We start from the raw sequence: 26,483 nt of genomic DNA, 5'->3' as shown, positions 1-26,483 counted from the left end.
GCTCAGTCCTGCAACTCGGCCCACATGGCCGCGTCGCGCTCGGCGGTCCAGATGCGGGGGGTGTCGATGTCGCGCGCCTCGTCATAGGCGCGGGCGACGTTGAAGGGGAGGCAGTGCTCGTAGATCGCGTAGTCGGAGAACTTCGGATCGCAGACCTCGCGGCAGGCGGCCATCGCCTCCTTCAGCGAGCCGCCGCGCAGCGCGACTTTGGCCACCGAGCGGTAGGTCGAGGTCACGAAATCCTTGGTGGAATCGATGGCGGCGTTCACCTTCTCCCGCCCGACCAGCGCGTCGCCGCGACCCGGTGCGATGGCGTCCACATCCCACGCACGGATCGCCTCCAGCGTGCCCGGCCAGTCGTGGAAATGCCCGTCGCCGCAATAGCAGGCGGAGTGGTATTCGACGATATCGCCGGTGAACATCACGTTCTGGTCGCCGACATAGGCGACGATATCGCCCGCCGTGTGCGCCCGTCCAAGCTGCATGAGATCCACCCGGCGATTGCCGAGATAGACGCTCATCCGCCCGGCGAAACTGGTGGTGGGCCAGGTGAGGCCGGGGATCTCCTCATGCCCCTGAAAGAGGCGAGGGAAGCGGGCGAACTCGCTGTCCCAATCCTCCTGCCCGCGCTCGACGACCATGGCGCGGGCCTTCTCGCTCATGACGATCTGGTCAGCCCCGTAGGCGGAGGCGCCCAGCACGCGGACGGCATGGTAATGGGTGAGCACCACATGGCTGATCGGCTTGTCGGTGACGGAGCGGATCTTCTCGACCACCAGCCGGGCAAGGCGCGGGGTGGCCTGCGCATCTACGATCATCACGCTGTCGTCGCCGATGATGACACCCGTGTTCGGGTCGCCCTCGGCGGTGAAGGCCCAGAGCCCTTCGCCGATCTCGGTGAAGCTGACCTCTTTCTCCTCCAGATCGCCTGCGGAGGCGAACGCCTTTGCCATGCTGCGGTTCTCCCTGTTTTGGCAGGGAACCTAGTGCTTGCAGATGTAACTAAAAAGACGAGGGGCGGCGCGGGGCCGCCCCTGCCGGGATCAGGAAACCCAGTCGTAAGCCCGCTCGCCATGGGCGGCGTAGTCGAGCCCCTCATATTCCTGCTCCTCGCTCACCCGCAGCGGGAAGATCGCCTTCACGATCAGGACCAGGATCACGGTGCCCACGGCGGTGAAAACGCCGACGGAGACGAGGCCGATGAGCTGCGTCATAACGCCCTGCCCCTCCGACAGCCCGCCGCCGCCCAGCGCCGGGGCGGCAAGGATCGGCGCCATGATCGTGCCGAAAATACCGCCGAGGCCGTGGACCGCGAAGACGTCGAGCGTGTCGTCGATGCGCAGCAGGTCCTTCACCCAGCCGCAGGCCACCTGGCAGAGCACGCCTGCCACCGTCCCGATGATCAGCGCCCCGATCGGCCCGACGAAGCCGGAGGCCGGCGTGATCGAGGCGAGGCCAGCGATCGTCCCGGTCACGAGACCGACCATCGACGCCTTGCCGTGGCGCAGCTTCTCCCACGCCGCCCAGCTCAGCGAGGCGGCCGCGGCGGAGATATGCGTGACCGTAAGCGCCATCGCCGCACCACCGTCTGCGGCGAGCTGCGACCCGCCGTTGAAGCCGAACCAGCCGACCCACAGCATGCAGGCGCCGATCATCACCATTCCCGGATTGTGCGGCGGCTTCACGTCGCCCGAGGCGAAGCCCCGGCGGCCGCCGAGCATCGCGGCCAAGATCAGCGCCGCGATCCCCGCGGTCTCATGCACCACGATGCCACCGGCGAAATCCATGACGCCCATCTCGCCGAGCCAGCCGCCGCCCCAGACCCAGTGCGCGACCGGCGCGTAGACGAGCAGCATCCAGAGGCCGGAGAAGGTGAGCACGAAGCCGAAGCCGATCCGCTCGACATACGCACCGACGATCAGCGCCGGGGTGATGATGGCGAAGGTCATCTGGAAGGCGAAGAACAGCACCTCCGGAATGGTGCCCGACAGCGTGTCCGGCCCGATGCCGATCAGGAAGGCCTTGCCGAGCCCGCCCCACCAGGCGTTGCCCTCGCCGAACGCGATGGAATAGCCGAGGGCGAGCCACAGGATCGACATAAGGCAGGCGATGGCGATGCACTGCATCAGCACGCTCAGCACGTTCCGCGCGCGCACCAGCCCGCCGTAGAAAAGCGCGAGACCCGGCAGGGTCATGAAGAGGACCAGCGCCGTGGCGACGATGATCCATGCGGTATCCGCTCCGTTCATCTTGAGATGTTCCCCGTCTGCGCGGCCCTTTCGCGGGCCGCTTGTTGATTGCGCGACGGGTTAGACGCGGGTGACGGAGGGCGATCAATCGCGGGCGGACGGCGGCGGCAGGCTCCGCCGCGACCTGTCACGGGAACGACACAAAAACCGGGCGTGTCGTTCGCGCACTGCCCACGGAACGGGCAGCGCTGCCTTCATCTTGGGCGGATCAGCTCAGGCCACGGCTCGCGCGAGGGCGCATTGGCTCCACAAGCTGTGCAAAGCGTTGACCAAATGGTCAATATCTGCCGCCGTGTGCAACGGCGAGGGCGTGATGCGCAGCCGCTCCGTTCCCTTCGGCACGGTGGGGTAGTTGATCGGTTGCACGTAGATGCCCCAGTCCTCCATCAGGATGTCGGACAGCATCCGGCACTTGACCGGATCCTTCACCATGACAGGGATGATGTGGGACGGGTTCGGCAGGTGCGGGATCCCGATCGCATCGAGCCTGCGGCGCACCTCGGCGACGTTGCGGGCCTGCTGCGCGCGCTCCTCCCGGCTCTGCTTGAGATGCCGGATGGAGGCGGTGGCCCCGGCCGCCACGGCGGGCGGCAGGGCGGTGGTGAAGATGAAGCCGGACGCAAAGGACCGCACGAAATCCACCAGCGGGGCGGACCCGGTGATATAGCCGCCCATGACGCCGAAGGCCTTGCCCAGCGTCCCCTCGATCAAGGTGATCCGGTCCATCAGGCCGCGCTCCTCGGCCACGCCGCCACCGCGGGGACCGTAGAGGCCCACCGCATGCACCTCGTCGAGATAGGTCATCGCGCCGTGCTTCTCGGCCACGTCGCAGATCTCCTCCATCGGGGCGATGTCGCCGTCCATGGAATAGACGCTCTCGAAGGCGACGATCTTGGTGGCGTCCTCGGGCAGCTCCGACAGCTTGCGGTCCAGATCCTCGACATCGTTATGCGCCCAGATCCGCTTGTCCGCGCGCGAATGCCGGATGCCCTCGATCATGCTTGCATGGTTCAGCGCGTCCGACAGGATCACCGCGTTGGGCAACCGCCCGCCCAGCGTGGAGAGCGCCGCCCAATTGGACACGTAGCCGGAGGTGAAGATCAGCGCCGCCTCCTTGCCGTGCAGGTCCGCAAGCTCCGCCTCCAGCAGCGTGTGATGGTGGTTGGTGCCCGAGATGTTGCGCGTGCCCCCGGCCCCGGCCCCGCAGGTCTCCAGCGTGTGCTTCATCGCGGCGAGCACCGTCTCGTTCTGGCCCATGCCGAGATAGTCGTTGGAGCACCAGACAGTGACCTCCTCGCCCGAGCCGTGGTTCTTCGCCCGCGGAAACGCGCCGCAGCGCCGCTCCAGATCGGCGAAGATGCGGTAGTTGCCTTCGTCCTTCAGCGCGTCGAGCTGTTCGGTGAAAAGGTGGTCGAACTCCATGACCGTCCTCCCTTTGGGTGTTCTGTTTGGGGCTCTCGCCCGGTCTCGGTATGCGAAATCATCCAGCGCCACAGGCGCGCGTCCTGCAGCGGCAGCACCATGGCCCAGTGTTCGATGAGGGCGAGCGCAGTGAGCGCCGCCAACAGCGCAAAGCCCACCTGCCCTGCCCCGTCCGAGGCATAGGCCCGCTCCATCCAGCAGGCGGTCGCGAAGGCGAGCAGCGTCACCGACAGCGGGAAGAGCGCGTTCATCCGCGCCACGCGGAAGTGGCTGGCGAGGTGGCGGACGGGGGCCGGCAGGAACTCCGTATTGATATTCGGCACGCCCAGATAGACGTTCAGTTTCGCACTGACCCGGGCGAAATAGAGGATGATGAAGGTCCACATGCCGAACGGGTTCGGTGCCTCCCACGCGAACATCACGACCGCGATCAGGCAGCCGAGCAGCGCCATCTCCGAATAGGCGACGGTGCCCCAGGCGCGGATGAACCGCTCCCATTCCGGCACGCCCTTGGGCAGCGGCCGGACGTTGGGACCGGTCAGCACGCCGGCGAGGAAGGCCAGTTCGAACCAGCCCCAGACCGCGAGACCGGAGAGGAAGGCAAGGTAGATGCTCGCGAGATCCGCGGAGCCTGCCGTCAGGGCGAGGCCGACACAGCCGATCACCAGCACCGGCAGGCCCAGCAGCGTCGCACGCAGATGCGCGCCGCCGCCGCGCCGGTCGGCACGCTTCACGACGACGAGGATCGCCCCGGTGGAGAACCACCAGAGGAAAAGCGCCAGCAGCGCCGCGATCCAGGGGCTCGCCATCAGTAGGCCGGTTCCAGGCGCGAGGACGCGGGCGGCGTGCTCTTCTTCACCGGGATCGTGTAGAGTTGCGCGAAGGCGAGCGCCGCATTGGCGCCCGACAGCGCCTTTCCGATCGCGCCACCGGCACCGCCCCGCTTCTTCGCCCTGTCCATCCCGTCGAAGGCCCGGCGCAGCCGCTTGAGCCCCTTCGCCCAGCGCGGGTGGTCGATGTCGAGGGTAATCGGGAAAACCTGCTTGGAGATCTCGGAGGTCTTGCGGAACACTTCCTGATCGTACCAGTCGATATCCACCCCCAGCGCCTCGTGGAACGCGGGCCGCGCGTGGTCGCGCACGTGCATGACGCTGAACACCGCCGTCAGGAAGAAGCGGATCCAGTAGACGTTCATCCCGCTCGTCAGCTTCGGATCGGTGCGCATGAGCAGCGCGAACGCCTCCCCGTGCGAGAACTCGTCATTGCACCACTGCTCGAACCACTTGAAGATCGGGTGGAAGCGCTTGTCCGGGTTCTGCTCCAGATGCCGGAAGATCGTGATGTAGCGCGCATATCCAATCTTTTCAGACAGATAGGTCGCGTAGTAGATGAACTTCGGCTTGAAGTAGGTGTACTTCTTCGCCTTGGTCAGGAAACCGAGATTCACCCCGATCCCCGCCTCGCGCAGCGCATCGTTGATGAAGCCGGCGTGGCGCGCCTCGTCCCGGCTCATGTAAGAGAACAGCTCGCAGATATCGGGGTTGTTCCCGCGCCGCTTCATCTCCTTGTAGAGCACGCAGCCGGAGAATTCGGCGGTCAGCGACGACACCAGGAAGTCGATGAACTCCTTCTTCAGCTCCGGCTCCATCCCGTCCCAGTCGATCTCGTCCCAGGCGTCGGTCTTCTTGAAATGGTTGCGGTTGGGGTCGGACTTCATCTGCGCGATGAGCGCGTCCCATTCCTCCCGCACCGGGGTCACGTCGATCCGGTCCATCTCGTCGAAATCGGTGGTGTAGAAGCGGGGATCGAGCAGCGTGGTCTCCGCCGCCATCTCCGTCGTCTCGCTCACCTTCTGGCGCAGGGCCTTCAGGTCCGCGTCGCTCACATCCGCACGCACATTCATGACAACACCTCCTCCGAGAAGCTGAACTCGCACAGCTCCATGAATTCCAGATCGCCGGTCAGCCGGGTCCAGGCCCGCTCCAGCGCACTTGCCCGCGTGATGGTGGCGACGCGGTCCTCGCTGATGACCTCGCCATAGGCCGCGAGCACCGGGGCGCCGTGCACCAGCACCTCGTCGCCTGGATGCACCACCGCGCCGTTGTTGAAGCGGACGTGGGCATGCAGGCTCTCGAACCGGTGACTGACCTCCACCGTGCAGGGCGCCTCCTCGGTCTTTCGCGTGAACAATCCCATGACCCCTACTCCCTATTGATCCATGAGCCGCTCGAAGGCGGCCGTGTTGTCCCGGCCGAAGCCGATGAGCTCCGCCCGCCATCCGGTGAAATCGTCGCGCAGGCCGAGGCGGCCGTCCTCGAACCGGACGATGCGGACCGGGGCGTGCACGTCCACGCCCGCATTGGTGCGCACCCGCGCCATGGCCCGCCACACGCCGGAGATGAAGCCGCCATTCTCGGGCGTGAGCTCCGCAACGAGGCTGCCTTCGGTGGTGAAGACCCGCGCCGCGCCGCTCATGTCGCCGTAGATGATGAAGGTGCGCTCCTCCACGATCGCCACGTCGGGCGGCATCGCAGCCAGCGGCCGGTCGGTGACGCTCGCATAGGTCGCGATCGCCAGCGCCGAGAAGACCAGCAGGCCCATGGCGCGCAAGAGGATCCGCGGGATCAGCTCCCGATCCTCGTGCGGCTGTTTCGCTCGAAGCTCCATGATCCCCTCCTATTCCGCCGCGACCGCGAGGCCGCCGCGCTCGGCCACCTGCTCGGTCAGCCGCGTCTCCGCAGCCTCCGCGATCAGGCGGGCGACGCGTTCGGCATCGGGAATGGCGCGCAGGGCAGGCTCGGTCTTTGCCATGCGCCAGGGCCGGACATGCGGCCAGCAGACGAGGTAGGAAAGCCGCGTGGTGCCCATGAGCTGCATCACCACCGTGCCCGTGCCATCGCGGTTCAGCTTCAGATCCGCCGAGCCGATCCAGCGATAGGGCAGGTTCAGCGTCACCGTCAGCGCCGCCCCGATGCGCATCGCCACGCGCCGGTTCGTCACCGTGTAGACCGTCGTGCGCGCCTGCACCGCCGCCATGGCGAGGATCAGCGCGCCCACGATCAGGGCCAGCACCGCGAACGGGAGGAAACCGCGCAGTGCGACGAGCCCGGCATCGAGATTGGCGAGCACCCGCCAGACGCCAAGTGCTGCGAAATACCCCATGACCCAGTAGAGCGCGAAGGCCTCCCGCGCCAGCCGCCAGGTCTGCGGGCGACCCTGCCAGAGGACATGCTCACCCTCGGGCGGCAGCTCCGGCAGGCCCTTGACCGGCTCGATGGCGAAATCGTCATGGGGCATTGCAGGCTCTCCTTATCCGATCTGCGGTTCTTGCCGCGCGGCATCGGCATAGAGCTTGCCGCCGCAGTAGAACCCGCAGATCTTCTCTTCCTCCAGCATGGTCACCTGGTTGGGCGAGGCATGCGTCGGCACGTTCGGGAACTGCTCGCCGTAGAGCGAGTGCACCTTCACCCGGTCGCCGCGGATGCGCGCGAGCGTCATCGGCAGGAGGCGGCGGCCCGCGCCGTCGTTGAGCTCGATCTCCAGGTAGCGGACCAGCTGCTCGGGCTCGTCGACCCACATGTCGACGATCGAGCCCACGACCTTGCCATCGTGCGCCTGCACCGGCAGCCCGCGCGGGTCGCGGCCCACGGCGACGTTGAACTTGCCCGAATGGGCCATCGGCACGATCTTCACGTGGCCATGGCCGTCGAGCTCCGGCACGTCGCGGCGCGGCGCCCAGCTTGCCGGGCCGACCCCGTCGAGCATCGGATCGCCCGTCGGCTCCAGCGGCGAGCCCGCGGTGGGCGAGGACTGGCGGAGGGCCAGGTTCTCCCGCTCGGGATGCTCCTCCGGGATCAACTCGCCGCGACCGTGCGGCATCTTGAAGACCTTCTTTTCCGGCGTGCCGAACAGCGCCTGGGAGCTTGACGTGCTGCCGTCCTCCTCCTCGAGCGGGTAGCCCTCGCGCATGTTCTCGCGCTGCAGGTAGAAAACCAGCCCCGCGAAGAAGATCCAGAAGAGATAGAGCGCGAGTTGCGCCAGATCGAAATCACCAAAGAACGCTTCGGTCATCTTGTCCTCCCGTTCAGCGTCATGTCGGTAGTTCGGCCAGGGCAATGGGCCTGGCCTGCGCCGTCTCTCCCGCCCGGCGTGCGGCGGTCAGTAGGGGGCCGAGGGCGAGCAGCGTGACGAAGAGCAGCCCGATCTCGACATGGTAGACGATGGAATATCCTGTGGCGGGACTGGCCAGCACCTCGCCGAAGCGCCCGGCCATCGCGGCCTGTCCGACCAGGTCGCGCAGCGCGCCCCCCGTCAGGATCCCGACGCCCGCGGCCGTCGCCTGCGCCCCGCCCCAGGCCCCGAGTGCGAGGCCGCGGCCCGCGATGCCCTCGACCGGCAGCGCCATGGCCGCGACCAGCGTGGCGACCGCGAAGAGCCCGCCACCCAGCCCGATCCCGAAGGCACCGGCAAAGAAGAGAGGCGCGAGGCCCATGGGCTCGGCAAAGACCACAGCGCAGAAGGCGGCGATCCCGATCAGGAGCCCCCGTACGGCGAGGCGATAGGGATGGTGCGTCGCCAGCCACTTCGCCGCGAGCGAGAAGCCCAGAAGCGCGCCGAGCGCCCAGAAGGCGGTCAGCAACGTGGTCGCGCTGACGGACAGCCCCAGGATCTCCCCGCCATAGGGCTCCAGCAGTACATCCTGCATGGAAAAGGCGAGCGTGCCCAGGAAGACCACGGCGATCAGGCGGCCCGCCTGGCCGCCCCGCGCGAAATCGGCCCAGGCGTCGCGGAAGGCGGGCCGCGGGCTCGCGCGCTCGGCCGCACTGGTCGGCGCCATCCGCTCCTGCTTCCAGAGGGCGATGATGTTGACGATCAGCGTGGCCGCCGCCGCCCCCTGCACCACCTGGATCAGCCGAAGCTGTGAGAAGTTCACGAGCAGCCCGCCGATCACCAGCGCCGAGACGCCCATCCCGATCAGGAACATCACGTAGAGAAGCGCGACGACCCGCCCGCGCCGGTCGGGCTCCGCCTGATCCGCCGCAAGCGCCAGACCCGCGGTCTGCGTCATCGCGAGGCCCAGCCCGGTCATAATGAAGGAGAGGGCGGCGAGCACCTCGCCGGCCCAGCTCGGCCCCAGCGTCTGGTCGCCCGACAGCACGATCAGCGCGAACGGCATGACCGCCAGCCCGCCCATCTGCCACAGCGTGCCGAACCACAGATACGGCACCCGCTTCCACCCGATGGCGGAGCGGTAGGTGTCCGACCGGAAGCCCAGCAGCGCGCGGAACGGTGCGACCAGCACCGGCAGCGCCACCATGGCGGCGACCAGCCAGGCCGCCACCGACAGCTCCACGATCATCACCCGGTTGAGCGTGCCGAGCAGCATCACCGTCGCCATGCCGACCGAGACCTGGAACAGCGACAGCCGCAGGAGCCGGCGCATCGGCAACCCTTCGGAGGCCGCGTCCGCAAAGGGCAGCAGCTTCATCCCGAACTGGGTCAACGGATGCCGTTCGGTCTTCATCGCAGCTCCATCGCCTGGGAAATGTAGAAGCCCCGCGCGACGCGCGGCCCGGCCTGCGGCGCGGGCGCGCCCCGCCGGACCATCTCGCGCCCCAGCCGTGCGGGGCTGACGGGGACGATGGCCGGTGCGCGGTCGGCCTTCGGAAAGGCCTTGCCCGCGAGGTGCATCATCGACAGGAGCGGCGTCGCAGGCGCCACGGTGAAGGCGAGCGTGCCGCGCACCCGCCCCATCAGCCGGTCGAGGGCTGCGGCGATGTCGGACGCGCGATAGTGGATCAGGCTGTCCATCGCGATCGCGTGGTCGAAGGTACCGAGGTCGGCGTTCAGCATGTCGCCGGGCACGAAGCTGATCCGGTCGCGTAGCTCCTCCGGGCAACGCCGGGCCGCGACGTCGAGGAGGCTCGGCGAGATATCGGCTGCAACCACTTCGGCGCCACGCTCCGCGAGCGCGAAGCTCATCTCACCCGGTCCGGCGCCTGCATCGAGCACTCGCGCACCGGTCAGATCCTCCGGCAGCATGGCGAGGAGAGCCGCCCGCATCTCGTCCCGCCCCGCGCGCACGGTGGCGCGGATGCGGGAGACGGGGGCGTCCGAGGTCAGCCGCTCCCACGTCGCACTCGCGGTGCGGTCGAAATAGTCCTCCAACCGCGCGCGTGTGTCGGAATAGCTCGACACCACCCCGGCCCCTGCGCCGGGGCCGTCCACAGGCACGGAAAGGTCCCGGCTCTGCGGCCGGGACGGTGCGCTCTCAACAGCACCCACCCGAGGCCCGGCTTCGGCCTCTCGTAGGGCGCCGTCCGGATGCATATCGAAATCCCGCGCCATCAGTCGAACCCCAGCAGTTCGAAGATCTCGCGGTCGGGCAGCGGCTCGGGCGCCAGTGGATCCGTCCCGGCCCACAGCGTCTCGGCGAGCCGAATGTACTCGGCCTGCACCGCCACGACGTCCTCGTCATCGCCCATCTCGAAGAGCGTCTTCTTCTTCAGCCGCGAGCGGCGGATCGCGTCGAGATCGGGCAGGTGCGCCAGCCGCCTGAAGCCCACGCGGTCGCAGTAGCGATCGACCTCGTCGGTCTCGCGCGAGCGGTTCGCGATGCAGCCCGCGAGCCGCACGTTGTAGTTCCGCGCCTTCGCACCCACCGCCGCAATGATCCGGTTCATCGCGTAGATCGAGTCGAAGTCGTTGGCGGTCACTACCACCGCCCGGTCGGCGTGCTGGAGGGGTGCTGCGAAGCCACCGCAGACCACGTCGCCCAGCACGTCGAAGATCACCACGTCCGTGTCGTCGAGCAGGTGGTGCTGCTTCAACAGCTTCACCGTCTGCCCCACCACGTAGCCGCCGCAGCCCGTGCCCGCGGGCGGGCCGCCGGCCTCGACGCACATCACGCCGTTGAAACCCTCGTAGACGTAGTCTTCTGGCCGCAGCTCCTCGGCGTGGAAATCCACGTCCTTCAGCGTGTCGATCACCGTGGGCACCAGCCGTCCGGTCAGCGTGAACGTGCTGTCATGCTTCGGGTCGCAGCCGATCTGGAGCACCCGCTTGCCCATCTTGGAGAACGCGACCGAGAGGTTGGAGGAGGTCGTGGACTTCCCGATCCCGCCCTTGCCATAGACGGCGAAGACCTTCGCCCCCTCGATCTTCGCCGAGGCGGGCTGATGCACCTGGACGGAGCCCTCGCCATCCTCCCCCCGCAGGATCGGGGGCGTATCGCGGTCAAGTGGGGTCATCGGATCGTCCTTTCCTGGGCGCGGGCGAGCGCGGCCTGCGCCCGCTCGCGCAGCATCTCGGCGTCGCGACGCAGACGGGCGGAGCGGGCCTTCGCCTCCGCCGAGCTCGACAGCGGGCTCGTCTGGGCCCGATCGATGTCGAACAGCACGTCTTCGTATGTCGCGTCACGCTCGCTCATTCCGCCGCCTCTATGCCTTCGAGCCGGTCTTCCAGCTCGTCCGCGCCGCGTTGCAGCGCCTCCAGAACCTCTTCGGAGGGCTGCCAGTAGGCGCGGTCATGCGCCTCCAGAAGCCGCCCGGCCATGCGCGCGCCGGCCTGCGGATTCAGTTCAGCGAGGCGCCGCCGCATCTCCTCGTCGAGGACGAAGGTCTCGCTGAGTCGGTCGTAGACCCACGGATCGACCGCGCCAGTCGTGGCGGACCAGCCCAGCGTGTTGGTCACGTGGCTCTCGATATGCCGGACGCCCTCCGCGCCATGCTTGAGCATCCCCTCGAACCATTTCGGGTTGAGGGCGCGCGAGCGGGTCTCCAGCGCGATCTGGTCGGCGAGGCGGCGCACCTTGCCGTCGCCGCGGGTCTGGTCGCCGATGTAGACCGGCGCTTCCGCGCCACGCTCGCGCTTCACCGCGCGGGCAATGCCGCCGAGCGTGTCGAAATAGTGGTCGACGGTGGTGACCCCGAGTTCCACCGACTCGAGGTTCTGGTAGGCGAGTTCCACCTTCGCGAGTGCCGAGTGCAGCAGCTCCGGCTGCTTCGCTGCCTTCCCGTCGCGGCCATAGGCGAAGCACTTGCGGGCGGCGTAGGCATCGGCGAGCTCGTCCTCCTGATCCCAGGCGCCCGCATCGACAAGCTGGTTGACGTTGGAACCGTAAGCGCCCTCGGCATTTGAGAAGACACGCAGCGCCGCCTCCTCCAGCGTGAGGCCCTTCGCCTCCGCCACCGCGAGAGCGTGGGCGCGGACATAGTTCCGGTCGAGCGGTTCATCGGCGCAGGCGGCGAGCCACGCGGCCTCGGCCAGCAGGCGGGTCTGCAAGGGCAGCAGGTCGCGGAAGATGCCCGAGAGCGTCATCACGCAGTCGATCCGGGGGCGGCCGAGCTCTTCCAGCGGCACGAGGTCCGCGCCCGCCAGCCGGCCATAGCTGTCGAAGCGGGGCTTCGCACCCATCAGCGCCAGCGCCTGCGCGATCGGGCCGCCATCGGACTTGATGTTGTCGGAGCCCCAGAGCACCAGCGCCACCGAACGTGGCAGGCTCTCATGGGTCGCCAGCAGCTTCTCCATCTGCCGCGCGCCGTCCTGCATGGCGAAGGCCGTCGGCATCCGGAACGGGTCGAAGGCGTGCATGTTCCGCCCTGTGGGCAGGATGTCCGGGTTGCGGATGAGATCGCCGCCGGGCACCGGGCGGATGAACTGGCCGCGCAGCGCGCGCATCAGCGCGGGCGTCTCGGGGTCCGAGGCCATCAGCGCGTCGAGTTCGTCGCGTCGCCCCTGCTCCGGCATCAGGTCGAGCTGTTCGGCCCGCGCCGCAGCCTCCGGCGGCTGGCCGACCACATGCAGCCCCTCGGGGATCAGCGCCGCCTCCGTTTCCATCAGCACACGCCACAGCGCATCGGGGTCCGAGCCGTCGAGGTCCACGGCCGCCGCTTGCTCGGCGAGCAGCGTCGCGATCTCGCCCCGCTCAGGCGCATCGGGCGGCAGGGCGCGCCAGCGAGCCAGTGTCTCCTTGACCTCCAGCAGCCCCTTGTAGAGCCCGGCAGCCGACAGCGGCGGCGTCAGGTGGCTGACGATCACCGCGCCGGACCGGCGCTTGGCCAGCGTTGCCTCGGAGGGATTGTTGGCGGCGTAGAGATAGACATTGGGCACGTCGCCGATCAGCCGGTCGGGCCAGCAGTCGCCGCCCATGCCCGCCTGCTTGCCCGGCATGAACTCCAGCGCCCCATGCATGCCGAAATGCAGGATCGTGTCGGCCCCGAAATCCTCCCGCACCCAGCGGTAGAAGGTGGAGAAGGCATGCGTCGGCGCGAAGCCCTTCTCGAAGAGGAGTCGCATCGGGTCGCCCTCGTAGCCGAAGGCGGGCTGGACGCCGACGAAGACCTTGCCGAACTGCGCGCCGAGGATGAAGACGCCGGAGCCGTCCGACTGGTGGCGGCCCGGTGCCGGACCCCACTGCGCCTCGATCTCCGCCAGATGCGGCTCACGCACGACGATGTCTTCTGCGCTGACGCGGGCCGCGACATTGGCCTGCTGGCCGAACTGCGCGGCATTGCCGTGGAGGATCGCGTCGCGCAGGGCGTCCACGCTCTCCGGCGGGTCGAGGTCGTAGCCGTCGGCCTTCATGGCATGCAGGACGTTGAAGAGGCTCTGGAACACCGCGAGATGCGCCGCGGAGCCCACCGCGCCCGCATTGGGCGGGAAGCCGTAGAGGGCGATGGCCACCTTACGCTCCGCCACCTCCGCCCGGCGGCGCACCGCCAGACGCTCGACCCGTGCGGCGAGCCGGTCGATCCGCTCGAAGCACGGCGCCATGGCCTTGCCGTCGCCATCGCAGCCCTGGGCGCAACCCGCGCAGCCACCCGCGCCATGCCGCCCGCCGAAGACGGTGGGCATGGTGGCGCCGTCGATCTCCGGCAACGCGATCAGCATCGTGGTCTCGACCGGGCCGAGGCCACCGGAGGCCGACCACTCGCCCAGCGTCTGGAACTCCAGCGGATGCGCGGCGACGTAAGGCACGTCGAGGGCGGCCAGCGCCTCCTCCGCCGCACCGCTGTCGTTGTAAGCGGGGCCGCCGACGAGGCTGAACCCGGTCAGCGAGACCAGCGCGTCGATCCCGCCCATGAACCGCTCGATCGCGGGCCGCCCGTCGAGACCCGCGGCGAAGGCCGGGATCACGCGCAGGCCCCGTTTCTCCATCGCCGCGATCACGGCGTCGTAATGCGCCGTGTCGCCGGACAAGACGTAGGAGCGCATGAGCAGCAGTCCCACCGTCGGCCCCTTCGCCTTCGGCAGGTCGCGCGGGTCCTCGGTGATCCGGTCCTTGAGCGCGGGGTGATAGAGCCCCGTCTCCGGGTACTCCACCGGCAGCGGCGCCTCGCGCCCGCGCCAGTCGGCCCGCGTCGCATAGCGGCCGATCAGGAAGCGGACCAGCGCCTCCACGTTGTCGTCGGAACCGCCAAGCCAGTACTGCATGGCGAGGAAATAGGCCCGCAGGTCCTGCGCCTTGCCCGGAATGAACTTCAGGATCCGCGGCAGGCGGCGCAGCATCGCCATCTGCTTCGCACCGCTGGAGGCGGACGGCTTGTTGGAGCCGCGCAGCCGCTTCAGCAGCGCCATGATCCCGCTGGCGGGCTGGGCCATGTCGAGCCCGCCCATCTTCGTCAGCTTCACGATCTCCTGCGCCGCGATGCAGCCGACGACGGCGTCCGCCGCCTCCCGCCGGGCGGCGATGTCGGGCGCGATGGCTGTGACGTGCTCCTCCAGGAACAGCAGGTTCGCGATCACGATATCGGCGTGAGCGACAGCCTCCTTCGCGGCCTGCAGCGCGGCCGGGTTGCCGCCCCACTCCGCCGCAGCGTGGACCGTGATGCGCAGACCTGGGAAGTCGCGGGCCAGCCGCGTTTCCACCCGCTCCGCCGGGCCCGCCGCGTGGCTGTCGAGCGTCACGATGGCGACGCGGTAGGTCATGTGCCCGTCATCGCGCATAGTGAGCCTTCGCCTCGTAGAGGGTGTCCACGTCGATCTGCGCGAGCCCGCGTTCGGTCGCGAAACTCTCCGTATTCCGCCGGGCCTTCCCGCGGACGAAGAAGGGAACCTTGCGCAGCTCCTTCTCCGCATCGGCGAGCCAGATCACCTCGCCGGTCGCCTCCGGCTCCACTGCCCCGTGGCCCGCGTGGTGGCTGGGGCCTGCGGCGTCGTTGAACTCGAAATCCTCGCGGAACATGGCGAGCAGGTGCTCCTCCAACCCCATGACGAGCGGATGCACCCAGGTGTCGAAGAGGACGTTCGCCCCCTCCCACCCCATCTGCGGGGCGTAGCGGGCGGGGAAGTCCTGCACGTGGACGGGGGCGGAGATCACGGCGCAGGGAATGCCCAGCCGCTTGCCGATATGCCGCTCCATCTGCGTGCCGAGGATCAGCTCGGGCTGGAGCGCTGCGATCGCCGCCTCGACCTCCAGGTAGTCGTCGGTGATGAGCGCCTCGAGGCCGTAGTCGCGGGCGAGCGCGCGGACCGGCCGCGCCATCTCGCGATTGTAGCAGCCGAGGCCTGCGACCTCGAAACCCATCTCCTCCCGCGCCACACGGGCCGCGGCCATCACGTGGCTGCCGTCGCCGAAGAGGAAGACGCGCTTGCCGGTGAGGTAGGTCGAGTCGACGCTGCGCGACCACCAGGGCAGACGCAGCCGGCTCTCGTCGCTGCGCGCGGGCACATCCGCAAGCTCCGCCACTTCGACGAGGAAATCGTGGCTGGCGCCGACGCCGATGGGCACTGTTTTCGTCCACTTCTGGCCGAAGCGGCGTTCCAGGTAGCGCGCCGCCTCCTCGCCCGTCTCCGGATAGAGCAGCACGTTGAAATGCGCCGCGCCCAGCCGCGCGATGTTCGAGGGTCGTGCGCCCATCGGAGCGACCACATTCACCGCCACGCCCATCTCGGCGAGCATCCGCTCCACCTCCGCCACGTCGTCACGGTGGCGGAAGCCGAGCGCGGTGGGACCGAGGATGTTGCAGGAGACCTCGGGCGTCCGCTCAACATCGACGCAGAGGTGGCGGCAGAGTTGCAGGAACGTCTCCGACGCCCCGAAATTCTCCTTCCGCTGGTAGCTCGGCAGCTCCAGCGGGATCACCGGCACCGGCAGGCCCATCGTCTCGGCCAGACCGCCCGGATCGTCTTGGATCAGCTCCGCCGTGCAGGAGGCGCCGACGATCAGCGCCTCGGGGCGGAACCGCTCATAGGCCTCGCGGCAGGCGGTCTGGAACAGCTCCGCCGTGTCGGCACCCAGATCACGCGCCTGGAAGGTCGTGTAGGTCACCGGCGGGCGCTTGTCGCGCCGCTCGATCATGGTGAAGAGCAGGTCCGCATAGGTGTCGCCCTGCGGCGCGTGAAGCACGTAGTGCAGCCCTTCCATCGCGGTCGCCACCCGGATCGCGCCGACATGCGGCGGGCCCTCATATGTCCAGACCGCGAGCTTCATAGCGCCAGCACCTCCCGCCGCCGCAGGGGCCGGGCGAAGAGCTCCGCAAGGTCGCCCGCCTGCTCGTAGCCGTGGACCGGGGTGAAGACGAGCTCGATGGCCCACTTGGTCGTCAGCCCCTCCCGCTCCAGCGGATTGGCGAGGCCGAGGCCGCAGACGGTGAGGTCAGGCTGGGCGGCACGGCAGCGGTCGAGCTGACGATCCACGTCCTGCCCCTCGCTGATCTGTCCCGCCTCCAGCAGGTCGAGATCCGGGCCGACGAGGCCGCGATGCAGGTATGGGGTGCCCACTTCCATGGCCTCCATCCCGCATTCGGTGGTCAGGAAGCGCGCCAGCGGAATTTCGAGCTGGCTGTCGGGGAAGAAGAAGATCGAGCGGTCGGCGAGCGTCTCGCGCGCCTTCGCCACAGCCTTTTGCGCGCGGGCGCGCGGGGCGGCGGTGACCTCGTCGAACCGCTCCGGGCTCACCCCGAATTCGTCGGCGAGCACCCGGAGCCACGCGGTGGTGCCCCGCTCGCCGAAGGGAAACGGCGCCGGCAGATGCTCCGCCCCGCGCCGGGCAAGCGCCGAGGCGGTCTCGCCCAGGAAGGGCTGCGCAAGGATGAAACGGGTGGCCGGGCCGATCCCGAAGTCCTCGTCAGCGCGGCGGGCGGGCAGCGCGCGGACGTTCTCGATCCCGAGGTCGCGGATGAGGCCCAGAAGCTGGTCCTCCACCACATCGGGCAGCGCGCCGACTACCACTAGATCGGCCGGATCGGCCTCGGGCAGCACCGGCACCATGGCGGCAAGGCAGGTGTCCTCGCCTTGGGTGAACGTCGTCTCGATGCCCGAGCCGGAATAGTTCAGCACCCGCACATGCGGCGCATGCACCTTCGTCAGCCGCTCCGCCGCGCGTGCGAGGTCGAGCTTGATGACCTCCGACGGGCAGGAGCCGACGAGGAAGAGCTGGCGGATGTCCGGCCGCCGGGCGAGCAGCTTCGCCACCTCCCGGTCGAGCTCGTCATGGGCGTCGGCCATCCCGGCGAGGTCCGTCTCCTCCAGGATCGCGGTGCCGAAGCGCGGTTCGGCGAAGATCATGACGCCGGCCGCCGATTGCAGCAAGTGGGCGCAGGTGCGGCTGCCCACCACAAGGAAGAAGGCATCCTGCATCTTGCGGTGCAGCCAGATGATCGAGGTGAGGCCACAGAAGACCTCGTGCTGGCCCCGTTCCTTCAGGACGGGCGCGTCGCGGCATCCGGGGGCGGTGTCGAGGCTCATGCCGTCACCTCCAGCCGCGCGGCGCGCAGCTTCAGCAGGAACTGCGTGGCGTTCAGCACGTAAGCCGCATAAGCCGCAATCGCGAGCCACATCAGCGCCTCCGGCGTCAGCCAGCCACCCAGCAATGCGGCGACGTAAGCCGTATGCAGCGCGATCACACCGAAGCTCACCATATCCTCCCAAAAGAAGGCGGGGGCGAGCAGGTACTGGCCGAAGACGACCTTCTCCCAGATCGCGCCGGTGACCATGATCGCGTAGAGAAATCCGGTCTTTACGAGGATCGAGACGGTGGCGGCCACATAGCCCTCACCGGTCATCAGGAACCGGACCACCAGCAGCAGCGAGATCAGACAGGCCAGGAACTGGAGCGGCGCCAGAACGCCTTGAACCGTGGTCCAGATCGTGGCATCGCGCCTCGCCCTCTGTTCGGGGGTATAGAGCCCGCGGTTCGGGCGGTGTCGCGTCGGGGCGACGAACATTTCGCGACTCCCCAATTTGTCGGCCTGTTTCAGACGGTAGCGTTGCGTCAATCAAGCTGTCAACGTTGATTTACATATCAACTCTGACATGTCAGCAGAGCATCGTGGAGCAAGCCCCTGAAACCCAAGTGAGTATCGAAAGAAGACCAATAACCGCGAATTAACCCTACGCTGACGGAACACACGGAAAACATCAAACAGTCTGTCTACGATAATTGACATGCACCCGGATGTGGCGCAGGCTTCTCCCAGACTGCGTGGCAAACCCGATCGGTTGCCCGCGCGACGCTCCCGTCCGGTCTGCCGCACGACGTGCCGATCGAAGACCTGCCACCCTGCCGGGGGATCGAGACGTGCCGAGCTTTTCGGATAATTCGAAGCAAGGAGACGGCCCGCGCACATCACGTGACGTGTCCGCGCTGGCCGAGCTTGCGCTGACCATGGTCGCGGGCGAGCAGTTCTCGCCTTCCACTCCGGAGTTCGAACGAACCGTCCGCGCACTCTGCGAAAGTCTCGTGCAACCGGACGAGGCGCGCCACCGCGCCCAGATCGACCAGCTCCTGCGCAGCGGCGTGAGCGTGGACGAGGTGCTGGGCCTCTACATTCCCGCCGCCGCGCGCCTCCTCGGTACCGACTGGGTGGAGGATCGGCTCAACTGGGCCGCGGTCACCATCGGCTCCGCCCATCTGCAACGGCAGGTCCGCCGGCTGAGCGCGCATCCGCTGCGCGACGCGCCGGCAACGGAAACCGGGCAGACGGTCCTGCTCGTCACGCTTGAAGGGGACCAGCACACGCTGGGCGCCTGCCTCGCCGCCGACGGGATGCGGCAGGCCGGACTGCGCGTCCAGATGGCCATGGGCCTCAGCGCCGAGGAGGTCGCCGCCATAGCGACAGCCCGCCCCCTCTCCATGATCGGGTTGTCACTGGGCAGTGCAAAAATGCAACCCGAAGCGGAGAGACTGGTTGCAATGCTGCACGGTTCGATGAAAGAACGGTGCCCGATTGTCGTCGGGGGCGCCGTTGCGAGCCCCGACGTGAACGTGAAGTCTTTGGTTGGCGTAGACCTGATAACATCCGATATGAGCGAAGCTCTCGAATTCTGCGGCCTGCCGACGATGTCTGAGATGTCCTCCGACCCGACCAAACCGCTGCAATCGAAAGCCGCACCAACCCGCGGTAGGCCGGTTTGACCAGACGGGACATCGCCTCACAGGCGCCGAGCGCCCCACATGACCTGGACGCCTCCGACCTCGGCGCGGCGCTGGCGCGGGCCTGTGACATCCTCATCGTCATCGACGCGCAGGCGAAGATCCGTCAGATCAGCGTGAATGCCGAAAGCCGCGCGCTCGGCAGCCTCGACCACTGGACGGGTCGCGCGCTCAAAGAGTTCCTGACGGTCGAGAGCCGCGACAAGCTCGCCGCCCGGATGCAGGAGATCGCGGCAGGCACCTCCGACGCCGACCGCGTGCTGGAACTCAACCACGAGGACAACGCGGCCTGGGCCTTCCCCATCCGCTACGTCCTCTACATCACGCGCCCCGGCGGCCTGATCTTCCTGATGGGCCAGGACCTGCGCCCGCTTGCCGAAAGCCAGCAACAGCTCGTCGCCGCCCAGATCGCAATGGAGCGCGACCACGAGGTCGTCCGCCAGATCGACACCCGCCACCGCGTGCTGATGGAGAAGGTGGAAAGCCCCATCCTCTTCGTCGAGGCGCCGAGCGGCCGGGTGATCGAGGCGAACGGCCGCGCGCAGACGCTCGCCGATTTCGACCGGTCCGAGCTGATCGGCGCCCGCCTCGACCAGGCCTTCGGCGCCGATCAGTCCGGCGACCTGTTGGCCCATCTGATGGAGGGGGCGGGCCCTGCGGCCTCCGCCCCCGTGCATTGCCGCACGGTCCGCGGTGACAAGCCGGTGGCGATGATCCCGTCGCTCTTCCGCGCTGGGGGCGACGCCACCCTGATGATCCGGATCGAGAGCGGGCTGGGTGGCGCGGCCTCCCAGGACCTGCTGGAGCGGGACCTCGCCGCCCTCTTCGATCGCAGCGCGGACGGCATCGTCTTCACCGATGCGCAGGGCGGGGTGCGCGGCGCGAACGAGGCGTTCCTGACGCTCTGCGATGTCGCGCAGGTCTCTGACCTCACGGGCACGACGCTCGCCGACCTCCTGTCGCGCGGCAGCGTGGATCAGAAGGTGCTGCTCGACAACGCGGCGCGGCGCGGGCGGATGCGGCTCTACGCCACTCGCCTCTCCGGCGCGTTCGGCCGGCAGGTGCCGGTCGAGATCGCGGTGACGGCCTTGGGTGATGGCGGCAAGGCGGGCTTTGGCCTGATCGTGCGCGACGCCAGCCGCACCGACAAGGCAGAGGCGAAGGCGCCCGCCACCCCGGCGACCGCGCCGATGCGCGAGGTCATGGACCTCGTCGGCACCTCCCCGCTGAAGGAGATCGTGTCCGCCACCACCGATGTGATCGAGCGCATGTGTATCGAGACCGCGCTGGAGCTCACCAACGACAACCGCGTGGCGGCGGCCGAGATGCTGGGCCTCTCGCGCCAGAGCCTCTACGTGAAGCTCCGCAAGTTCGACCTTCTGGGCCGCCAGAACAAGAGCTGAGCTTTCTCCCGCCGCCAGACCACGCTAATCCGCAGGCAATCCGCCCCTGCGGCGCCGAAGCGACTTGTCAGACTCATCTGACATCGGCACTGTTACACACATGACTGTCATGTCCAATTTACAGTCTCGCACCTGGCCCGAGCCCAAGGCGCTGCTCCGCCTCATCAAGCCGGTGACGTGGTTTCCACCCATGTGGGCCTATCTTTGCGGCGTGGTCTCCAGCGGTGCCGATCCCACGGGACGCTGGGGTCTCGTCGCTCTCGGCGTCGTGCTCGCGGGACCGATCGTCTGCGGCATGAGCCAGGCGGCCAACGACTGGTGCGACCGGCATGTGGACGCGATCAACGAGCCCGACCGGCCGATCCCGTCGGGCCGCGTGCCGGGGCGCTGGGGCCTCTGGGTCGCGCTCGCCATGTCGCTGCTGGCCCTCGCGGTCGGACAGGCGCTCGGCCCCTGGGGGTTCGCCGCGACCATCGTAGCCGTCGCCGCCGCCTGGGCCTATTCGGCTGAGCCCGTGCGGCTGAAGCGCTCCGGCTGGGCTGGTCCCGGCCTCGTCGGGCTCTGCTACGAGGGCCTGCCGTGGTTCACCGGCGCCGCGGTGCTGAGCGCCGGGCTGCCCGATCCGCGGATCATCGCGGTCGCTGCCCTCTACGCCATCGGCGCCCACGGCATCATGACGCTGAACGATTTCAAGGCGCTGGAAGGCGACCGCCAGACCGGCGTCGCCTCCCTGCCCGTCACGCTCGGCCCCGCGCGGGCCGCCCGCCTCGCCTGCTGGATCATGGCCGTGCCGCAGGTCGCGGTCATCGTCCTTCTGCTCACCTGGGGCACCCTGATCCCCGCCGCGCTGATCGCCGCGAGCCTTGCGCTGCAAGCGCTGGCCATGCGGCGGATGCTGACCGATCCGAAGGGCCTCGCGCCCTGGTACAACGGCACCGGCGTGACCCTCTATGTCGCGGGCATGATGGTCGCCGCTGTTGCCCTGAGGAGTATCGTGTGATGTTGAGCTGGTTTTCCATCGTCCGCATGGGCCTCGTCCAGATGGCCCTCGGCGCGATCGTGGTGCTGACGACCTCGACGCTGAACCGACTGATGGTGGTGGAGTACGCGCTGCCAGCGGTGCTCCCGGGCCTCTTGGTCGCACTCCACTACGGCATCCAGATCACCCGGCCGTCCTGGGGCTTCATGTCCGACAAGGGCGGGCGGCGGACACCCTTTATCATCGGCGGCATGGCGGCGCTCGCCTTGGGCGCAGTCGGCGCGGCGGCGGTGCTGCCGCTCTTCGAGAGCGGGTTCGTGCTGCCGCTCCTCCTGTCCATCGGGGCTTACGCGCTGATCGGGCTGGGCGTCGGCGCATCGGGCACCTCGCTTTTGGCGCTGCTCGCCACGGCCACCGCCCCGCGCCGTCGGGCCGCGGCCGCCACGATCACCTGGCTGATGATGATCGCAGGGATCGCGGTCACCGCCGGAGTCGTCGGCACGCTGATCGACCCGTATTCCCCGACGCGTCTGCTCATCATCGTCGCCTCCGTCGGCGGCGGCGCCGTGGCTATGACGGCCCTGGCCACCGCCGGGATAGAGCGACGCCTCGACCCGAGCCCCCAACCGGTGCAGGAGGAGACGCCCTTCCGCGAGGGCCTCGCCGAGATCTGGGCGGAGCCGCAGGCGCGCGCCTTCACCCTCTTCGTCTTCCTCTCCATGACCGCCTATTTCATGCAGGAACTGATCCTGGAGCCCTATGCCGGCCTCGTCTTCGGCCTGACGCCGGGCGAGTCCACCTCGCTTGCCGGTGCGCAGAACGGCGGCGTCTTCCTCGGCATGGTGGCCGTCGGCATCCTCGCCAGCGGGCTCAAGATCGGCTCGCTGCGCCTCTGGGTCAGCGGCGGCTGCGTCGCCTCGGCCGCTGCTCTGCTGGCGCTCGCCACGCTCGGGCAAGCGGGCCCGGGCGCACCGCTCACAGCGGCGGTCGTCGCCCTCGGCTTTGCCAACGGCGCCTTCGCCGTCGCCGCCATCGCCTCGATGATGAAGCTCGCGGGCGAGGGGCGCGAGCGGCGTGAGGGCACACGAATGGGTCTGTGGGGTGCGGCGCAGGCGATCGCGGCGGGGTTCGGCGGTCTCGTCGGCGCCGCCGCGGTCGACGTGCTGCGCACCGTCCTGCCAGACGCCACCGCCTTCGCCACCGTCTTCACGCTGGAGGCGGTGCTGTTCCTCGCCGCCGCCGCCATGGCGATGGCCGTGATCGACACGCGGCAACGCCACAGCCTGGTTCCGGGAGAATGAGCATGATCTACGATGTCGTCGTCGTGGGCGGGGGGCCGTCGGGCGCCACCGCTGCCGAGCATCTGGCCAAGGCCGGGCGCCGCGTGGCCCTCATCGACCGGGCGGGCCGGATCAAGCCCTGCGGCGGCGCGGTCCCGCCCCGCCTGATCCGCGATTTCGCCGTGCCCGACGACCAGATCGTCGCGCGGATCACCACGGCCCGCATGATCTCCCCCACCGGGCGGCAGGTCGATATCCCCATCGAGAACGGCTATGTCGGCATGGTCGACCGAGGCCCGTTCGACGAGTTCCTGCGCGCCCGCGCCGCCGCCGCCGGGGCCGAGCGGCACACCGGCACCTTCCTGCGCATCGAGCGGGACGAGGCCGCACACGTGGTCTACCGCGACAAGGACAGCGGGGCGGAGCGGCGGCTGACCACCCGCCTCGTCATCGGCGCGGACGGCGCCCGCTCCAACGTCGCGAAGGCCGAGGTGCCGGGCGGCGACGCCATACCCTACGTCATCGCCTATCACGAGGTGATCGCGGCGCCCGAGGGCGGCGCTTACGATCCGGACCGCTGCGACGTGGTCTATGACGGCCGCGTGTCCCCCGATTTCTACGGCTGGGTCTTCCCGCACGGCCACCAGGCGAGCGTCGGCATGGGCACGCAGGTGCCCGGCATAGACCTCAAGGCCGCCACCGCCGACCTGCGCGAAAGCGCGGGCCTCGCGGGCTGCGAGACCATTCGGCGGGAGGGCGCGCCTATCCCGCTCAAGCCGCTCGACCGCTGGGACAATGGCCGCGACGTGGTGCTGGCGGGCGATGCGGCAGGCGTCGTCGCCCCCTCCTCCGGCGAGGGGATCTACTACGCCATGGTCGGTGGACAGGTCGCCGCCGAAGCCGCCGAGGCCACCCTCGCCTCCGGCCGCATCGCCGATCTGCGCCTTGCCCGCAAACGCTTCATGAAGGAGCACAAGACGGTCTTCCGCGTGCTCGGCGCCATGCAGGACGCCTACTATCGCTCCGACGAGCGGCGGGAACGCTTCGTCTCCCTCTGCCGCGACGTGGACGTGCAGCGTCTCACCTTCGAAGCCTACATGAACAAGGAGCTTGTGCGCGCCCGCCCGATGGCACATCTGAAGATCATGGCCAAGAACATCGCCCACCTCACCCGCTTGATCCCGGCCACCGCATGACGGTGATGATCCCGGCGTGGGAGAACGGCACGCTCAAACCCTTGGAAAAGCTTGACGTTCACCGGCGCGGGCTGCGCCACGTCGCCGTGTCGGTCTTTGTGATCACAGGCGAGCGGATGCTGCTGCAGCGCCGGGCGATGGGCAAGTACCATACGCCGGGCCTCTGGGCGAACACCTGCTGCACCCACCCCGACTGGGGCGAGGCGACGCGGGCCTGCGCCGTGCGGCGGCTGCGGGAGGAGCTGGGGATCGAGGGCCTGTCACCAGACTTCGCCACGCGCGTGGAGTACCGCGCCGATGTCGGCGGCGGCCTGACGGAGCACGAATTGGTCGACATCTTCGTCGCCGAGGCGCCCGCGGATCTCGTCATCACCCCGAACCCCGAGGAGGTGATGGAAGTGCGCTGGACCACCCTGCCCGGCCTCCGCGCCGAGATCGCCGAGGCGCCGGAGCGCTTCACCCCGTGGCTGCGCATCTACCTCGCGGAGCATGCGGCCGCGGTGTTCGGGTAGGCCCGAACGACGATCCGACGTCTCAGAGGCTAGATCAAACGGTCCCGGTTCTGCGGCCGAGACGGTTATTCTCATCGCAACCACCCCGGACTTGATTCGGGGCCGTTCTGATTTCCAAACCACACTGAACGGTCCCGGCTCTACGGCCGGGACGGTTCCACCAAGCGCTACCGCCCCGGACCTGATCCGCCCGCAACCCGCGCCCTACCCCTCCGAAACCCCCGCCTCGGCAAAGGTCGCCATGCCCGAGTGGCAGGCGCAGGCCGCCCGCACCACGTGAATCGCGAGCGCCGCGCCGGAGCCCTCCCCGAGCCGCAGCCCCAGATCGAGCAGCGGCGCCTTGCCCAGATGCTCCAGCAGCCGCGCATGCGCCGCCTCGGCCGAGCGATGCCCCGCCACACAGTGATCGAGCGCTGCCGGGTTCACCTCGTGCAGCACCAGCGCCGCGGCGCAGCAGATGAAACCGTCGAGCACCACCGGGATCCGCAGGTGCCGCGCCCGGGCGATCGCGCCCGCCATCGCCGCGATCTCTCGCCCGCCGAGAGCGGCCAGCGTGTCGAGCGGCGAGAGGCCCGCATGGCGAGAAGCGGCCTCCGCCACGATCTCCGCCTTGCGCGACAGCCCTGCATCGTCGAGGCCCGTGCCCCGCCCGGCCCAGCCGTCGCCACCGATCAACGCCGTGGCAAGCGCCGCAGCCGCCGTCGTGTTGCCGATGCCCATCTCGCCCACGACCAGGAGGTCGGCGCGCTCATGAACCGACTGCCAACCGGCCGCGAGCGCCTCCGCCGCCTCCGGCGGAGACATCGCGGGGCCTTCGGTGAAATCCGCCGTCGGCCGGTTCAGCGCCAGCGGCACGACCTCGAGATAAGCGTTCGCGTCGAGCGCGAGCTGGTTGATCGCGGCGCCGCCCGCCTCGAAATTCGCGACCATCTGGACGGTTACCTCCGGCGGGAAGGCAGAGACGCCCTTTGCCGTCACCCCGTGGTTGCCGGCGAAGACGATGACCTGCGGCCGCTCGACCCGCGGTGTCGCGACGCCGCGCCAGCCTGCATACCAAGCCGCGAGATCCTCCAGCCGTCCCAACGCGCCCGGCGGCTTCGTCAGCACCGCATCGCGGGCGCGTGCGGCGGCGACAGCCTCCGCATCCGTCTCCGGCAAGTCGGCGAGCGCGCGGGCGAAGCCTTCCAGCGAATGCGGCTGTTCGAACATGGGACGGGCTCCTCGACGGTCGGGTCGCCGATGTGCATAAACGCCTGATACGGCCCGCGTAAAGCCGGTCCGTGCGTCAGAGGTCCCCATGCGCAAATCCCCGCTCATCGAAGCCCATGATGTTCTCGCGGCCGCGAGCCTGCTGAGCCGGATTCCGCTGCCCGTGGACCATGCGCGCGCCGGGGAGCGGGGGGCCGCGGCCGCCTGGGCCTGGCCTCTGGTCGGCGCGGTCGTCGGCGGACTGGCCGGGGCCGTGGGCGCGCTCGCGTTGCTTTTTGGGGCACCGGCGGGCGTGGCGGCGGGCCTCGTCCTGGTGGCGCTGGCGGTGGCGACCGGGGCGCTTCACGAGGACGGCCTCGCCGACTGCGCCGACGGGCTCGGCGGCGGGCGGAACCGGGACCATGCGCTCGAGATCATGAAGGACAGCCGGGTCGGCGCCTACGGTGTGGTCGCGCTGGTTCTCGCGCTCGGCCTGCGCTGGCAATCGCTCGCGGTCTTCGAGCCGATGCAACTGGTTCTGGCCGCGGCGGTCGCCGGCGCGGCCTCGCGGGCGGTGATGCTCGCCGCCATGACCGCCCTGCCCGCGGCCCGCAGCGGAGGGCTCTCGGCCGGGGTCGGGCGGCCCGCGGCGGCGACGGCATTCGTGGGGACGGCGCTGGCCCTCGTCCTCTGCTTTTTAGCGGGGTTCGTGGGCCTGATCGGGCTCGCTACGGCGGCCCTGCTGGCCCTGCCGCTGGCGCTCTTTGCGAAGCGGAAGCTGGGCGGTCAGACCGGCGACGTGCTGGGTGGCGTTCAGCAATGTGCGGAGATCGGAGCACTGGTGGCGCTGGCGATCCTGATCTGAGCGGCTCGGGGCG

Annotated in this window: 25 protein-coding genes; 7 read left to right on the top strand and 18 right to left on the bottom strand. The window is 69.0% G+C overall.

Features of this window, described 5'->3' with window-relative positions; genetic code table 11:
* Positions 1–2 precede the first annotated feature (2 nt).
* The 17 genes from I0K15_RS16970 to bchF all read right to left on the bottom strand — a co-directional run bounded on the left by I0K15_RS16970 (position 3) and on the right by bchF (position 17,839).
* A complete protein-coding gene (locus I0K15_RS16970) occupies positions 3–953 on the bottom strand; it encodes an MBL fold metallo-hydrolase (RefSeq protein ID WP_196102667.1) in 951 nt (316 codons plus the stop codon).
* Between the two features lie 90 nt (positions 954–1,043).
* Positions 1,044–2,249, bottom strand: a complete 1,206-nt coding sequence (locus I0K15_RS16965) for an ammonium transporter (protein WP_196102666.1) — start codon at positions 2,247–2,249, stop codon at positions 1,044–1,046.
* A 213-nt stretch (positions 2,250–2,462) separates the two neighbouring features.
* Entirely contained in the window at positions 2,463–3,671 is a 1,209-nt protein-coding gene (gene hemA / locus I0K15_RS16960) for a 5-aminolevulinate synthase (protein ID WP_196102665.1), read from the bottom strand.
* Positions 3,629–4,480 carry a putative photosynthetic complex assembly protein PuhE gene (puhE, locus tag I0K15_RS16955; RefSeq protein WP_196102664.1) on the bottom strand — a complete coding sequence of 284 codons (852 nt, stop codon included), beginning with the start codon at positions 4,478–4,480 and terminating at the stop codon, positions 3,629–3,631. Before puhE ends, hemA begins: the two co-directional genes overlap by 43 nt.
* Positions 4,480–5,574 carry a magnesium-protoporphyrin IX monomethyl ester (oxidative) cyclase gene (gene acsF, locus I0K15_RS16950; protein WP_196102663.1) on the bottom strand — a complete coding sequence of 365 codons (1,095 nt, stop codon included), beginning with the start codon at positions 5,572–5,574 and terminating at the stop codon, positions 4,480–4,482. Before acsF ends, puhE begins: the two co-directional genes overlap by 1 nt.
* Positions 5,571–5,867, bottom strand: a complete 297-nt coding sequence (locus I0K15_RS16945; RefSeq protein ID WP_196102662.1) for a hypothetical protein — start codon at positions 5,865–5,867, stop codon at positions 5,571–5,573. The genes acsF and I0K15_RS16945 overlap by 4 nt, the downstream gene beginning before the upstream one ends.
* A 12-nt stretch (positions 5,868–5,879) precedes the next feature.
* Entirely contained in the window at positions 5,880–6,338 is a 459-nt protein-coding gene (puhC, locus tag I0K15_RS16940) for a photosynthetic complex assembly protein PuhC (RefSeq protein ID WP_196102661.1), read from the bottom strand.
* A gap of 9 nt (positions 6,339–6,347) precedes the next feature.
* Entirely contained in the window at positions 6,348–6,968 is a 621-nt protein-coding gene (gene puhB, locus I0K15_RS16935) for a photosynthetic complex putative assembly protein PuhB (RefSeq protein ID WP_196102660.1), read from the bottom strand.
* Positions 6,969–6,980: 12 nt separating this feature from the next.
* A complete protein-coding gene (gene puhA / locus I0K15_RS16930) occupies positions 6,981–7,742 on the bottom strand; it encodes a photosynthetic reaction center subunit H (protein ID WP_196102659.1) in 762 nt (253 codons plus the stop codon).
* A 19-nt stretch (positions 7,743–7,761) separates the two neighbouring features.
* Positions 7,762–9,195 (bottom strand): PucC family protein, encoded by a 1,434-nt coding sequence (locus I0K15_RS16925; protein ID WP_196102658.1) that lies wholly within the window; start codon positions 9,193–9,195, stop codon positions 7,762–7,764.
* Positions 9,192–9,905 (bottom strand): magnesium protoporphyrin IX methyltransferase, encoded by a 714-nt coding sequence (gene bchM / locus I0K15_RS16920; RefSeq protein ID WP_338420748.1) that lies wholly within the window; start codon positions 9,903–9,905, stop codon positions 9,192–9,194. The genes I0K15_RS16925 and bchM overlap by 4 nt, the downstream gene beginning before the upstream one ends.
* Positions 9,906–10,018: 113 nt before the next feature.
* Complete coding sequence (gene bchL, locus I0K15_RS16915; protein WP_196102657.1) at positions 10,019–10,921, bottom strand: ferredoxin:protochlorophyllide reductase (ATP-dependent) iron-sulfur ATP-binding protein; 903 nt, start codon at positions 10,919–10,921, stop codon at positions 10,019–10,021.
* Positions 10,918–11,100, bottom strand: a complete 183-nt coding sequence (locus tag I0K15_RS16910) for a hypothetical protein (RefSeq protein WP_196102656.1) — start codon at positions 11,098–11,100, stop codon at positions 10,918–10,920. Before I0K15_RS16910 ends, bchL begins: the two co-directional genes overlap by 4 nt.
* Complete coding sequence (locus tag I0K15_RS16905) at positions 11,097–14,618, bottom strand: magnesium chelatase subunit H (protein WP_196102655.1); 3,522 nt, start codon at positions 14,616–14,618, stop codon at positions 11,097–11,099. Before I0K15_RS16905 ends, I0K15_RS16910 begins: the two co-directional genes overlap by 4 nt.
* Positions 14,608–16,104, bottom strand: a complete 1,497-nt coding sequence (gene bchB / locus I0K15_RS16900; RefSeq protein WP_196102654.1) for a ferredoxin:protochlorophyllide reductase (ATP-dependent) subunit B — start codon at positions 16,102–16,104, stop codon at positions 14,608–14,610. Before bchB ends, I0K15_RS16905 begins: the two co-directional genes overlap by 11 nt.
* Positions 16,101–17,360: a ferredoxin:protochlorophyllide reductase (ATP-dependent) subunit N gene (locus I0K15_RS16895; protein ID WP_196102653.1), complete on the bottom strand. Its 1,260-nt coding sequence runs from the start codon at positions 17,358–17,360 to the stop codon at positions 16,101–16,103. Before I0K15_RS16895 ends, bchB begins: the two co-directional genes overlap by 4 nt.
* Complete coding sequence (bchF, locus tag I0K15_RS16890) at positions 17,357–17,839, bottom strand: 2-vinyl bacteriochlorophyllide hydratase (protein ID WP_196102652.1); 483 nt, start codon at positions 17,837–17,839, stop codon at positions 17,357–17,359. Before bchF ends, I0K15_RS16895 begins: the two co-directional genes overlap by 4 nt.
* Before the next feature lie 410 nt (positions 17,840–18,249).
* Here bchF and I0K15_RS16885 point away from each other — a divergent pair, with 410 nt between their 5' ends.
* The 6 genes from I0K15_RS16885 (at position 18,250) to idi (ending at position 24,417) form a co-directional block, all read left to right on the top strand.
* Complete coding sequence (locus tag I0K15_RS16885; protein WP_196102651.1) at positions 18,250–19,029, top strand: cobalamin B12-binding domain-containing protein; 780 nt, start codon at positions 18,250–18,252, stop codon at positions 19,027–19,029.
* A complete protein-coding gene (ppsR, locus tag I0K15_RS16880; RefSeq protein ID WP_196102650.1) occupies positions 19,026–20,450 on the top strand; it encodes a transcriptional regulator PpsR in 1,425 nt (474 codons plus the stop codon). The genes I0K15_RS16885 and ppsR overlap by 4 nt, the downstream gene beginning before the upstream one ends.
* 100 nt (positions 20,451–20,550) lie before the next feature.
* Complete coding sequence (chlG, locus tag I0K15_RS16875; protein WP_196102649.1) at positions 20,551–21,450, top strand: chlorophyll synthase ChlG; 900 nt, start codon at positions 20,551–20,553, stop codon at positions 21,448–21,450.
* Positions 21,447–22,730 (top strand): BCD family MFS transporter, encoded by a 1,284-nt coding sequence (locus tag I0K15_RS16870; protein WP_196102648.1) that lies wholly within the window; start codon positions 21,447–21,449, stop codon positions 22,728–22,730. Before chlG ends, I0K15_RS16870 begins: the two co-directional genes overlap by 4 nt.
* Positions 22,731–22,732: 2 nt before the next feature.
* Positions 22,733–23,905 (top strand): geranylgeranyl diphosphate reductase, encoded by a 1,173-nt coding sequence (locus I0K15_RS16865; RefSeq protein ID WP_196102647.1) that lies wholly within the window; start codon positions 22,733–22,735, stop codon positions 23,903–23,905.
* On the top strand, positions 23,902–24,417 hold the full coding sequence (gene idi / locus I0K15_RS16860) for an isopentenyl-diphosphate Delta-isomerase (protein WP_196102646.1): 516 nt from the start codon (positions 23,902–23,904) through the stop codon (positions 24,415–24,417). The genes I0K15_RS16865 and idi overlap by 4 nt, the downstream gene beginning before the upstream one ends.
* A gap of 204 nt (positions 24,418–24,621) precedes the next feature.
* Here idi and cobT read toward each other — a convergent pair whose 3' ends face one another.
* Positions 24,622–25,626, bottom strand: a complete 1,005-nt coding sequence (gene cobT / locus I0K15_RS16855; RefSeq protein WP_196102645.1) for a nicotinate-nucleotide--dimethylbenzimidazole phosphoribosyltransferase — start codon at positions 25,624–25,626, stop codon at positions 24,622–24,624.
* An 88-nt stretch (positions 25,627–25,714) separates the two neighbouring features.
* Between cobT and cobS the strand changes: the two genes are divergently transcribed.
* Positions 25,715–26,470, top strand: a complete 756-nt coding sequence (cobS, locus tag I0K15_RS16850) for an adenosylcobinamide-GDP ribazoletransferase (RefSeq protein ID WP_196102644.1) — start codon at positions 25,715–25,717, stop codon at positions 26,468–26,470.
* Positions 26,471–26,483: the final 13 nt, after the last annotated feature.

Source organism: Pontivivens ytuae (genome assembly GCF_015679265.1).
GTDB lineage: Bacteria > Pseudomonadota > Alphaproteobacteria > Rhodobacterales > Rhodobacteraceae > Pontivivens > Pontivivens ytuae.
Note: the sequence above shows the minus strand (reverse complement) of the source record. Positions and strands in the feature narration are given on the sequence as shown.